This window comes from Geobacillus sp. ZGt-1 (genome assembly GCF_001026865.1).
GTDB classification, from domain to species: Bacteria; Bacillota; Bacilli; order Bacillales; family Anoxybacillaceae; genus Geobacillus; species Geobacillus thermoleovorans.
Map to the genome: position 1 here is coordinate 306,629 of NZ_LDPD01000013.1, position 12,676 is coordinate 319,304.

General features: G+C 57.0%; 11 protein-coding genes. 10 read left to right on the top strand and 1 reads right to left on the bottom strand.

Annotated elements, in window-relative coordinates; translation table 11 throughout:
• Positions 1-222 precede the first annotated feature (222 nt).
• The 8 genes from VU18_RS05735 (at position 223) to VU18_RS05770 (ending at position 9,521) form a co-directional block, all read left to right on the top strand.
• The gene (locus tag VU18_RS05735; RefSeq protein ID WP_021322296.1) at positions 223-1,797 is read left to right on the top strand and encodes a fatty acid--CoA ligase; all 1,575 of its coding nucleotides are present in this window, start codon (positions 223-225) and stop codon (positions 1,795-1,797) included.
• A gap of 25 nt (positions 1,798-1,822) precedes the next feature.
• Positions 1,823-2,968 carry an acyl-CoA dehydrogenase family protein gene (locus tag VU18_RS05740; protein WP_011230815.1) on the top strand — a complete coding sequence of 382 codons (1,146 nt, stop codon included), beginning with the start codon at positions 1,823-1,825 and terminating at the stop codon, positions 2,966-2,968.
• Positions 2,969-2,982: 14 nt separating this feature from the next.
• Complete coding sequence (locus tag VU18_RS05745) at positions 2,983-4,056, top strand: CaiB/BaiF CoA-transferase family protein (RefSeq protein WP_011230816.1); 1,074 nt, start codon at positions 2,983-2,985, stop codon at positions 4,054-4,056.
• A gap of 3 nt (positions 4,057-4,059) precedes the next feature.
• Positions 4,060-5,679: a long-chain fatty acid--CoA ligase gene (locus tag VU18_RS05750; RefSeq protein ID WP_041467840.1), complete on the top strand. Its 1,620-nt coding sequence runs from the start codon at positions 4,060-4,062 to the stop codon at positions 5,677-5,679.
• Positions 5,680-5,693: 14 nt separating this feature from the next.
• Entirely contained in the window at positions 5,694-6,539 is an 846-nt protein-coding gene (locus VU18_RS05755; protein ID WP_014195501.1) for a 3-hydroxyacyl-CoA dehydrogenase family protein, read from the top strand.
• Positions 6,540-6,672: 133 nt separating this feature from the next.
• Entirely contained in the window at positions 6,673-7,824 is a 1,152-nt protein-coding gene (locus VU18_RS05760) for a thiolase family protein (protein WP_173426828.1), read from the top strand.
• Positions 7,825-7,974: 150 nt separating this feature from the next.
• Positions 7,975-8,544, top strand: coding sequence for a Uma2 family endonuclease (locus VU18_RS05765; RefSeq protein ID WP_047757754.1), 570 nt, complete (start codon positions 7,975-7,977; stop codon positions 8,542-8,544).
• A 98-nt stretch (positions 8,545-8,642) separates the two neighbouring features.
• Positions 8,643-9,521 carry a DMT family transporter gene (locus VU18_RS05770; RefSeq protein WP_011230821.1) on the top strand — a complete coding sequence of 293 codons (879 nt, stop codon included), beginning with the start codon at positions 8,643-8,645 and terminating at the stop codon, positions 9,519-9,521.
• A 207-nt stretch (positions 9,522-9,728) separates the two neighbouring features.
• On the opposite strand, the gene VU18_RS05775 is transcribed toward VU18_RS05770, so the two are convergent.
• Positions 9,729-10,346, bottom strand: coding sequence for a trimeric intracellular cation channel family protein (locus VU18_RS05775; protein WP_011230822.1), 618 nt, complete (start codon positions 10,344-10,346; stop codon positions 9,729-9,731).
• A 160-nt stretch (positions 10,347-10,506) separates the two neighbouring features.
• Here VU18_RS05775 and hflX point away from each other — a divergent pair, with 160 nt between their 5' ends.
• Positions 10,507-11,754, top strand: coding sequence for a GTPase HflX (gene hflX, locus VU18_RS05780; RefSeq protein ID WP_011230823.1), 1,248 nt, complete (start codon positions 10,507-10,509; stop codon positions 11,752-11,754).
• A 13-nt stretch (positions 11,755-11,767) separates the two neighbouring features.
• A partial coding sequence (locus VU18_RS05785; protein WP_047757807.1) for a methionine gamma-lyase family protein occupies positions 11,768-12,676 on the top strand: 909 nt, incomplete at its 3' end.

Here is a 12,676-nt window from a genome sequence, read left to right on the forward strand (position 1 = left end):
GTCTTCTCGGCGCGAGATGAAAAAAAGCAAAGGAGGCTCCTCTTTCTTTTTCTTGTCGAAAGAAAGAGGTCTTCCTTTCTTTTTTGTGCCGCAAAAAAGAGGAATGCGATCAAAAAGAGCGAATACATAAACAGCGGGGGCATCATACACCTATTTATCTGAATGATCTGTCTAGTGGATCTGCACGCCCTGCGTCCATTCGGAGAAAAGGGGGAAAGGCGCTTGTACATGACGATTGGTGAGATGTTTTCCCAGACAGTGCGAAAGTTTCCAAACCGGGAGGCGGTCGTCGACGCGGCGACCGGACGCCGCTATACGTACGCCGAATGGGAGAGGGAAGTGAACCGGTGGGCGAACGCGTTTTTGGAAGCGGGCGTCCGCAAAGGAGACCGCGTTTCGACGGTGCTGTACAATACGCTTGAGCTCGCGACCGCTTTGTTTGCCTGCGCCAAAATCGGCGCGGTGTTCAATCCGATCAACTTTCGGCTGAGGGCGGAAGAAATCGCCTATATTTTGACGGACGCCGAGCCGAAAATCGTGCTGTTTGAACGGGCGGTGGAACCGGAACTTGCCGCGATTCACAGCCGTTTCCCGCACGTGTCATTTTGGTCGATCGACCGCGATCCGCCGCCGTTTGCCAAAAACGCTCACGAGCAGGCCGCGCGGGCCCTAGGGGAAGCGCCGCGTGTTCATGTGGATGAGAGCGATCTTTATGCCATTATGTATACAAGCGGCACAACTGGGCGTCCAAAAGGAGTGATGCACCGTCACCGCGACATGATCGAGCAAAGCGTCATTTGCCATGGCGTCATGCGCATCCGCGAGACGGATCGCGGGCTGGCGGCAGCGCCGCTGTTCCATTGCGCCGAGCTGCATTGCTGCTTGCTGCCGCGCGTGCATGCCGGAGCGGCGAGCGTCATTTTGCACCATTTTGACGCCAAGCTCGTGCTTGAAACGATCGAACGGGAGCGGATTACGATCATGTTTGGAGCCCCGACGATGTGGAACATGATCTTGCAGGAGAATGTAAGCGGTTACGATTTATCTTCGCTTCGCCTCGGCCTATACGGCGCCGCTCCGATGGCTCCAGCGCTTGTCAGGCAATGCCAAGAGCAGCTCGGCATCGAGCTGATTCAAGCGTACGGCATGACGGAAATGGGGCCGGCGGTGACGTTTTTGTTGGAAGACGAGCAGCTGAAAAAAGCCGGTTCCGCTGGACGCGCCTGCCTGAACCATGAGATCCGCGTCGTCCGTGCGCGTGAAGACGGGCCGTCCGACCCAGACGATGTGCTGCCGCCATATGAAGTCGGTGAAATTGTGATGCGCGGGCCGTGCATGATGGCTGGCTACTACAAGCGCGAGGAAGCGACGGAAAAAGCGTTGTACAAAGGTTGGTATCATTCCGGCGACCTCGGCTACCTTGATGAAGACGGCTACTTGTATGTCGCCGACCGGGTCGATGACATGGTGATCAGCGGCGGGGAAAACGTCTATCCGCGCGAAGTCGAGGACGTGTTGTACGAGCATCCGAAAGTGCTCGATGTCGCTGTGCTCGGTGAGCCGGATGAGTTGTGGGGCGAAAAAGTCGTCGCCTTCGTGGTCAAAAAAGATGACCTCCTGACCGCCGATGAGCTCGAGCAGTTTTGCAAAACGAGCGACCGCCTCGCTCCGTACAAACGTCCGCGCGCCTACTATTTCATCGATGCCCTGCCGCGCAACGCGAGCGGGAAAATCCAAAAGTTTTTGCTGCGCGAACAGCTGAAAAAACAGGCGACGGGCGGAACAGAGAAAAAGTGACCGAACAGAAGAGAGGGATGAACGGGTGACGGCTCGCTATTTGCGTGAGGAGCACCATATGTTCCGCGCGGCGTTTCGCAAGTTTTTGGAAAAAGAAGCGTACCCGCATTATAACGATTGGGAGAAGCGCGGCATCATTCCGCGTTCGTTTTGGGCGAAGATGGGCGAGAACGGCTTTCTTTGCCCGTGGGTCGATGAGAAGTATGGGGGTCTAAACGCCGATTTTGCCTACTCAGTCGTCATCAATGAAGAACTGGAAAAAGTCGGATCGAGCCTCGTCGGCATCGGCCTGCACAACGACATCGTCACGCCGTATATCGCATCGTACGGAACCGAGGAGCAAAAACAAAAATGGCTGCCAAAATGCGTCACCGGCGAGCTCATCACGGCGATCGCCATGACCGAGCCGGGGGCGGGTTCGGATTTGGCCAACATTTCGACAACGGCAGTAAAAGACGGTGACTACTACATCGTCAACGGACAAAAAACGTTTATCACGAACGGCATTCATGCCGACTTGATCGTCGTCGCCTGCAAAACCGACCCGCAGGCAAAGCCGCCGCACCGCGGCATCAGCCTGCTCGTCGTGGAGCGGGATACGCCGGGGTTTACGCGCGGTCGGAAGCTCGAGAAAGTCGGGCTGCACGCCCAAGATACCGCCGAACTGTTTTTCCAAGATGCGAAAGTGCCGGCATATAATTTGCTCGGCGAGGAAGGAAAAGGTTTTTACTATTTGATGGAAAAGCTCCAGCAGGAGCGGCTCGTTGTCGCCATTGCCGCACAAACGGCGGCGGAAGTGATGTTTTCCTTGACGAAGCAATATGTCAAACAGCGCACGGCGTTCGGCAAACGGGTGAGCGAGTTTCAGACCGTCCAGTTCCGCCTTGCCGAGATGGCGACGGAAATCGCCCTTGGCCGCACGTTTGTCGACCGCGTCATTGAAGAGCATATGGCGGGAAAACAGATCGTCACGGAAGTGTCGATGGCGAAATGGTGGATTACCGAGATGGCAAAACGTGTCGCGGCCGAGGCGATGCAGCTGCACGGCGGTTATGGTTATATGGAAGAATATGAGATCGCCCGGCGCTATCGCGACATTCCCGTAAGCGCCATTTACGCTGGGACGAACGAGATGATGAAAACAATCATCGCCCGGCAGCTAGATTTGTAGAGAGAGGGAAAGATATGCTTCGTGGCATTGTAGTCGTTGATTTTTCCCATTACTTGCCGGGCCCATTTGCCAGCTGGCGGCTCGCCCAGCTCGGAGCAGAAGTCATCAAAATTGAGCCCCCATCCGGCGATCGGCTGCGCCCGTTCGCCGAGGGCCGGTTGTTTGCCGCCTATAACGCCGGCAAAAAAAGCATCGGGTTGGATTTAAAAACGGACGCGGGTCGCGAGCAAGCCCGGCGGCTCGCCGCCCGCGCCGATGTAGTGATCGAAAGCTTCCGCCCCGGGGTGATGGCGCGGCTTGGGCTCGGTTATGACGATATGTGCCGCATGAACGAACAAATCATCTATTGCTCGATCAGCGGCTTCGGTCAACAGAGCAGCCGCTCATTGCTTGGCAGCCATGATTTAAACTATATGGCGCTCTCCGGCTTGCTTGCGCAGCTGGCCGATGAACGCGGCCGCCCGGTTCATCCGAAGATCACGCTTGCCGATTTTATCGGCGGCATGGCGGCGGCCGAGCGCATTTTGGCTGCCCTCTTTGCACGCGAGCGAACCGGCAAAGGCGCCCATCTTGATGTTTCGCTTGTCGATGGCTTGGCAGCGATGATGGCTGGCCATTTTGCCATTGAACACGGCGGTGGGCCGAAGACCGGTCTTTCCGAGTTGTCTGGGGAGGTGGTGTGCTACCAGCTGTATGAGACAAAAGACGGCCGTTATATGAGTTTAGCGGCGCTCGAGCCGCACTTTTGGCAGCGGTTTTGCGAGGCGGTCGGCCATCCGGAATGGACGGAGGCGCAATGGGCGCCGGCGCGATCGGGGGAAGCCGTATATGACGAGCTCGCCGCCTTGTTCCGTGAAAAGACATTGGATGAGTGGAGCGCGTTCGCCGAAGCGGTCGACGTCTGCCTTGCCCCGGTGCTGGAGACGGGTGAGGCGAAGGCGCTGTTTGCTGACAGCCGGCTCCGCCATCTCGTTCGGCTGCAGCCGGGCGGCGCATGGACGGCCGCACATGGGCCGGACGGCCAATGGGGCGGCGGGGAGCCGCCTAAAGTCAATGAACATGCGCATTTGGTAAAGGGGGAGGAATGACCGATGATGAAAACACCGTTAAACATTTCCATGATGCTTGAGCGGGCGGAGTTGTTTTTCCCAAAAAAGCAAGTCGTTTCGCGCATGAAAGGAGGCGTCGTCCGCCATACATACAAGGAGATCGGCGAGCGGACGCGCAGGCTGTCAAGCGTGTTGAAGCGGCTCGGGGTGGAAGTCGGCGACCGCGTTGGCACGTTCGCTTGGAACCATCACCGCCATTTGGAAGCGTATTTTGCCATTCCCGGCATCGGGGCGGTGCTCCATACGATCAACATCCGCCTCTCGCCGCAGCATATCTCTTACATCATCAACCACGCCGATGACCGTGTGCTGCTGATCGATGATGATTTGCTGCCGGCAATTGAAGCGATCAAGGACGAGATCCCGAACGTACGCGCTTTCATCGTCATGACCGATGCCGACGAGCTGCCGGAAACAACGTTGTCGCCAGTGTACCATTACGAGAAACTGCTTGCTGAGGGCGACCCAGCGTTTCCGTTCTTCAAAGACCTCGATGAATACCAACCGGCTGGTATGTGTTATACGTCGGCGACAACGGGAAATCCAAAAGGAGTTGTGTATACCCACCGCAGCACCGTCTTGCACGCGATGGCGTTAGGGCTGGCTGATACGCAAGGGCTGTGCGAGCGCGATGTCGTCATGCCGGTCGTACCGATGTTCCATGTCAACGCGTGGGGGCTGCCGTTTGCCGCCACTTGGTTCGGTTCGACGATCGTCATGCCGGGACCGGCGTTTACGCCGAAAGTGCTTGCCGAGCTGATTGACTCCGAACGGGTGACGATCACCGCCGGCGTGCCGACGATTTGGCTCGGGCTGTTGCAAGAGTTGGAGAAAGGAAACTATGACGTCAGCAGCCTGACGCGTGTCATTTGCGGCGGTTCAGCCGCGCCGAAAGGGATCATCCGTGCGTTTGAAGAAAAATACGGCATTCCGTTCATTCACGCGTACGGCATGACGGAAACGAGCCCGCTTGTGCTTGTCTCACGCCCGAAAAGCTATCAAGACGGGCTGTCGTACGAGGAGAAACTGGACATTCGCGCCAAGCAAGGGCTGCTTGCTCCAGGGCTTGAGATGAAAGTGATCGGCCAAAACGGGCCGGTTCGTTGGGACGGGCAGGAAATGGGCGAGCTTTGCTTGCGCGGGCCGTGGATTGCTGCCGAATACTACAACGACGACCGGACGAAAGACGCGTTCCGCGACGGTTGGCTGCATACCGGCGATGTCGTCACCGTGGACGAAGAAGGGTTTGTGAAAATTGTCGACCGGACGAAGGATGTCATTAAAAGCGGCGGCGAATGGATTTCATCGGTTGATTTGGAGAATGCGCTCATGGCCCATGAGGCGGTGTTCGAAGCGGCGGTCGTCGCTGTGCCGCATCCGAAATGGCAAGAGCGCCCGATTGCCTGCGTCGTGCTGAAAGAAGGCAAAAGCGTGACAAAAGAAGAGCTGTACGACTTTTTGCGCCCGCAATTTACAAAATGGTGGCTGCCGGATGACATTGTGTTTCTCGATGAAATTCCGAAAACGAGCGTCGGCAAGTTTTTGAAGCGGAAACTGCGCGATGAGATGGCAGCGCGCTATGCCGATGCGGCGAAGGAGTAAAGGAGGCGGACACCGTGGCAGAAACGATTGCAGTCATCGGCGCCGGGGTGATGGGAAGCGGCATCGCGCAAACGGCGGCGATGGCGGGAAAAACGGTGTATTTATATGACGTGTCCGAAGCGGCCTTGCAAAATGGGCTCGCTTCGGCGGAAAAAAGCTTGCGCCGCTTTGTCAAAACCGGCGGGCTGTCCGAGCCGGAAGCGCGAGCGGCGCTCGGGCGCATCCGCTCGACCGTCGATTTGGCCGAAGCGGTGCGCGGGGCGGATGTCGTCATCGAAGCCGTGCCGGAAAACTTGGCGCTGAAAAAAGACGTGTTTCAGCAGCTTGATCAATTGGCGAAGCCGGACGCCATTTTAGCGACCAACACATCCGAGCTGAGCGTCACGGCGCTTGCCGCCGCGACCAACCGGCCGGAGAACGTCATCGGCATGCATTGGTTCAATCCGGCGCCAGTGATGAAGTTGATCGAAATTGTGAAAGGTGAGACGACTTCCGACGACACAGTCGACGCCATCCGTCGGCTGTCTGTGGAGCTTGGCAAAGAAACGGTCGTCGTGAAAGACCGGCAAGGGTTTGTGACGACACGGGCGCTTGCCGCCCATATGATTGAATGCATCCGCATGTACGAAGAAGGAGTTGCTTCCGCTGAGGATATCGACAAAGCGGTGCGGCTTGGCCTCAATTATCCGATGGGGCCGCTGGAGCTGGCCGACATGGTCGGGCTTGATACGCTCTTGTTTGTGAGTGAAAACATGACGGAAGCATACGGCGACCGGTTCCGGGCGCCGCAGCTTTTGCGCAAGCTCGTTGAAGCCGGGCATTTAGGGCGGAAGACGGGGAAAGGGTTTTACACGTATTGAGCAGCGCTCGCCGTCCATCTGATGCCGCGCGCCAACAAGCGCTTAAAGAGCGCCCGCTTTCGCCCGTGCGGAAGCGCCCGAATAGGCAAGGCAACGAAGAAATCACGAAAGTAGAGCAAAAGGAGGAAGTTGCATGGTGCGTGAAGCGGTCATTGTCGAAGCGGTCAGGACGCCGGTCGGCAAGCGGAACGGCGTCTTCCGGGACGTTCATCCGGTCCATTTGGCCGCGGTGGTGCTCGATGAAGTCGTGCGCCGGGCCGGCATGGACAAAGGGGCGGTGGAAGACATCGTCATGGGCTGCGTGACGCCGGTCGCCGAACAAGGGTACAACATCGGCCGGCTGGCGGCGCTTGAGGCCGGATTCCCGATCGAAGTGCCGGCAGTGCAAATCAACCGAATGTGCGGCTCGGGGCAGCAGGCGATTCATTTCGCCGCCCAGGAAATCCGCTCCGGCGATATGGATGTCACGATCGCCGCCGGGGTCGAAAGCATGACGAAAGTGCCGATTTTAAGCGATGGCAACGAGCGGACGATTCCGCCGTCGCTGCATGAAAAATACGAATTCATCCACCAAGGCGTCTCGGCTGAGCGGATCGCCAAAAAATACGGCCTAACGCGCGAGGAGCTTGACGCCTACGCGTACGAAAGCCATCAACGCGCCTTGGCGGCCTTGCGCGAAGGGAAGTTTCGCGCGGAAATCGTCCCGGTGAAAGGGCTTGACCGCGATGGCCGCGAAATCCTTGTCACCGATGATGAAGGGCCGCGGGCCGACACATCGCCGGAAGCGCTCGCCGCGCTCAAGCCGGTGTTTCAAGAAGACGGTCTCATCACCGCTGGCAATGCGAGCCAAATGAGCGACGGGGCGGCCGCTGTGCTTTTGATGGAACGGGAGGCGGCGAGGCGGTTCGGACTGAAGCCGAAAGCGCGCATTGTCGCGCAAACGGTCGTCGGCTCCGACCCGACGTATATGCTCGATGGCGTCATTCCGGCGACGAGGCAAGTGCTGAAAAAAGCCGGCCTCTCGATCGATGACATCGACCTCATTGAAATCAACGAAGCGTTCGCCCCGGTCGTGCTCGCCTGGCAAAAAGAAATCGGCGCTCCGCTTGAGAAGGTGAATGTCAACGGCGGCGCCATTGCGCTTGGCCATCCGCTCGGCGCCACCGGTGCGAAGCTCATGACGTCGCTTGTTCATGAACTTGAACGGCGCGGCGGCCGCTATGGGCTATTGACGATTTGCATCGGCCACGGGATGGCGACGGCCACGATCATCGAGCGGGAGTAAGAGCAACGCGTGGAAAAAACATTTGTTTGACACACACTCGACAGCGGTGGCAGCCGCTGTTTTTTCTGTCATGACGAGAAAATAAAAATATGGGACGGAACTGGAGCGATGTGATAAGATGAAAGAAAAGCAAGTGAAAGGGGAAGCGCAGTGCAGAAGGAGAAGCCGTTTTACACGTATCGCGACATTGAAAATTGGGAAGGAAATTGGGAACTGATCGACGGTGTTCCCTATTTATTGGCGTCTCCGTCGTTTGAGCACCAGTATGTGGTCGGACAACTGCACCTTGCATTGGCTTCGTATTTTCAGGCGCGTGGCTGTCATGTCATTCTTGCCCCGTTTGATGTTCAGCTTGATCCTGAGGAGCCAGAACGGATGGCGAAAACGGTTGTTCAGCCGGATTTATCAGTTGTTTGTCGGGTTGAGCAAATCGGGAATCGGCGAATGAAAGGGGCTCCCGATCTCGTTGTGGAAGTGCTGTCACCAAGCACCGCCTTGCGTGATCGAAACCAGAAATACTATTTATACGAAAAATATGGTGTGCATGAATATTGGATTGTAGACCCCAGCAATCGAACGATCGAAGTGCTCAGCTGGCAAGATGGACGATTCGAGCAGCGAGCGGTTTTCGGGCCAAGCGATGAGTTGGTTTCTTTTTGGCAACCGGATTTGACGGTTTCGCTCGCCCCCGTGTTTCCTCCGGAAGAAAGCGATGTGTAGCTGATGGAGAACAACCTTGTTTGGCTGCCATCTCTGGAAATAACGGCTTCGCTTTTGGTGTCAGCAGCAGAAAGAAGAAAGCAAAGGGGATCGATGTCATGAAGCAAGCCTTTCTCGCTTCCTTCTATTTATCCCTTGCCGCTGGCATTTGGGGCGGGATGTATGTGGTGAGCAAATACGTGTTGGACTACATTCCGCCGTTTACGCTCGTCTGGCTGCGCTACGCCGTCGCCTTGATCGTGCTGGGCGCCGTCGCCGTGGCGAAACGCGAGCGCCCCCCAAAGAACGGGCGTGACTGGGGAATGATTATCACGGTCGGGATCATCGGCTACGTCGTTTCCATTTCCTTGCAGTTTGTCGGCACGAAATGGTCGAACGCCCATACCGCTTCGCTCATCACCGCCTCGACGCCGGCGTTTGTCGTTTTGTTTGCCCGCTGGCTGATTGGTGAGGCGCTCACATGGCGGAAGCTTGGCGCGCTCCTATTGGCGACATTCGGCGTCATCGTCATCGTCGGCTTAGGAGGCGGAGAAGAATCAACGTTTCTTGGCAACGTTTGCTTAGTCGGCGCGGCGGTCACTTGGGCGCTGTTGTCGGTGCTCGTGAAAATCGCTTCGGCCCGCTTGTCCGTGTTTTCGATCACCACGTATGCCATTTTTGTGGCACTCATTGGCATGACGCCGATGATGCTCGCCGAAGGGCCGGGGCTTGCTGCGAGCCATTGGAGTGTTCCCGTCGCCCTTGGGGTGTTGTATCTTGGCGTTGTATCGACAGCGGGAGCATTTTTTCTTTGGAACAAAGGGATGGAAATGATCGATGCCGGCGTCGGCTCGCTCTTTTTCTTTTTCCAGCCGCTCGTCGGCTCGCTCTTTGGCCGGCTGTTTTTACAAGAGCAACTCGATGTCTCGTTTTGGCTCGGCGGGGCGCTCATTGCTGCCGGCGTGGCCGTGGCGGTGCGAAGCGAGCAAAGCGCGTAAGGAAGGCGTCAGCAAACCAAAAGCGAGGAGTCCGCGTTGGGCGCCTTCGCTTCCGTGCTTACGGTTTTGCTTCTTTTCGCTTCCTTCGTACCAAGAGGCAGGGGCAGAGAGGAGCCATACAACGGCTGTCAAACGGAATGGGACGATTTATACAAAAGTCTATCTTTTCGTATAAATCAATGAGTAGTTGTTGCTTTTGCCGTTTGATCATTGCTCGCCCGCTTTTTCTCCGACCGCCCGCCGCGGCAGCTTCCAGCCGTACGTGTATGACAAAACGCGCAAAGCGGCGACGACAATCAACAACACATACAGCTCCATGGGCGATTCGGCCCATTTCAGCCCAACAGCGAGGCCGGCGAGAATGGCCCAGGCGGCATAAATTTCTGCGCGCAACACGAGCGGCTTTCTTCCCGCCAACACGTCACGGATAATGCCGCCGCCGCTTCCGGTCAACACCGCGGCGACGATGACCGCACTTAACGGATGATCCATGTTGACGGCATACAGCGCTCCTTGGATGGCGAACGCGGACAGCCCAAGGGCGTCAAAAAAGTTGCCCCACCGCTTCCACGGCGGCAGCATTTGCTTTGGGAACAAATACACAACTGTCATGGCCGCCAAAGCGACAAGAAAGAGCGGCTGCTGTTCCCATAACGCCGACACGGGAACCCCGATCAGCAAATTGCGCACCGCCCCGCCGCCAAAAGCGGTGACAATCCCTAAAATGTACACCCCAAGCAAATCGTACTCCTCTTCCATCGCGACAATCGCCCCGCTAATGGCAAAGGCGATCGTGCCGATGATGCTCAATACTTCCCACGTCATTCGTGCTGTTCCTTTCCGTACGGTGTTCTTGTATCATTGTAGGGGCAAAAGCGGCGGAAAATCAATCGTTTTTTTGGAACGAACTAGCAGACCGACGGTGGGATTTGGTATCATGAACGTAGAGAACATGTTCGCCGCGAGGGAAAGGAAGGGGGATGCCATGAGCCGTGAACAAGCGATCCTTGTCGGCTGCCAGCTCGCTGGTGTCGATGATGAACGGTTTCGCTATTCGATGGAGGAGCTCGCTTCGCTCGTTGCGACGGCGAACGGCGAGGTTGTGGCAGAGGTGACGCAAAAACGTGAAGCGCCGCACCCGGCGACGTATATCGGCAAAGGGAAAACGGAAGAGCTCGCCGCCATAGTCAAGCAGCTGGAACCGGACGTGGTTATTTTCAACAGCGAGCTCTCTCCAAGCCAAGCGCGCAATTTGACGAAAATGCTTGGCGAGGTGAAAGTGATTGACCGGACGCAGCTCATTTTAGACATTTTTGCAAGACGCGCCCGCTCAAAAGAAGGAAAGCTGCAAGTCGAGCTCGCCCAGCTGGAGTATATGTTGCCGCGCCTTAGCGGTCAAGGAGAGGCGCTATCCCGCTTGGGCGGCGGCATCGGCACGCGCGGCCCGGGGGAGACGAAGCTCGAGACCGACCGCCGCCATATTCGCCGCCGCATTGACGACATTAAAGCTGAGCTTGTGCGCATTGCTGAGCATCGAGGGCGCTACCGCGAGCGCCGGCAAAAAAACCAAGCGTTTCAGGTGGCGCTCGTCGGCTATACAAACGCCGGCAAATCAACGATTTTCAATCGGCTGACCGCCGCCGATTCGTTGGAAGAAAACTTGTTGTTTGCCACGCTCGATCCGTTGACGCGCAAATGTGTCTTGCCATGCGGCTACACGGTGCTTGTCACCGATACGGTCGGGTTCATTCAAGACTTGCCGACGACACTTGTCGCCGCGTTCCGCTCGACGCTCGAGGAAGTGACGGAAGCCGATCTATTGCTTCACGTCGTCGATTCGTCTCATCCGGATTACGTTGCGCACGAGCGAACGGTGTCGCGGCTGCTCGCTGAATTAGGGGCTTCTTCCATTCCGATGGTCACGGTGTACAATAAAAGCGATCAAAAAGCGTCGGAATTCATTCCGACAACGACTGCTTCCATCATGATCAGCGCGCTTTCCGCCGCCGACATTGACCGGCTCCGCTATTTTCTTGAAGAGGCGGTGAAACAGCAAATGGCCCGTTACGACGTGTCGATCCCAAGCGGTGAAGGAAAATTGCTCGCTCGGTTAAAATCGGACACCATTTTGCACGAATGGCATTATAATGAACAGGGAGGCACGTACGACTGCCAAGGGTACGTGCTGCCGACGCACCCCTTGTATGGGGAGCTGCAATCATTCCAACGGTAGAAAGGGTTCATCTATGTTTTGGACACAATGGAGACACGGAGAAACCATCGCTCTTCTCATCGAGGAAATCGAAGCACAAATCGCGCCGATTCACCGCCGCATCGATGAACTGGTCGACGTCAACCAATACCGCGTGCTTGAGAGCTTCCGTCGCCATCAAGTGAGCGACGCCCACTTCATTCCGTCAACCGGTTATGGGTATGACGATGCGGGCCGCGATACGCTCGATCGCATTTTCGCTGATGTGTTTGGAGCGGAAGCGGGGCTTGTGCGCCCGCAAATCATTTCCGGCACGCACGCGATTGCGATCGCGCTGTTTGGCGTGTTGCGCCCGGGCGATGAGTTGCTTTACATCACGGGCGCTCCGTACGATACTCTTGAGGAAATCGTCGGCGTCCGCGGCCGCGGCGTCGGCTCGCTGAAAGAGTTTGGCATTCGTTATCGCAGCGTGCCGCTCACAGCAGAAGGGATGGTCGATTTTCCGGCCGTTCGCGAAGCGATCCATGAGCGGACGAAAATGATCGGCATTCAACGTTCGCGCGGCTATGCGGACCGGCCGTCGTTTACTGTCGAAGAGATCGGCGACATGATTGCATTCGTCAAGTCGATCAAACCGGATGTCGTCGTGTTTGTCGACAATTGCTACGGAGAATTCGTCGAGGAGAAAGAGCCATGCCATGTCGGCGCCGATTTGATGGCCGGCTCGCTCATTAAAAACCCGGGAGGGGGCTTGGCGAAAACGGGCGGCTACATTGTCGGCAAGCGGGAATATGTGGAGGCGTGCGCCTATCGGATGACCTCGCCGGGCATTGGAGCGGAAGTCGGTCCGTCGCTTTACAGCTTGCCGGATATGTATCAAGGCTTTTTCCTTGCGCCGCACACCGTGGGTCAGGCGCTCAAGGGGGCGGTTTTTACGGCGGCG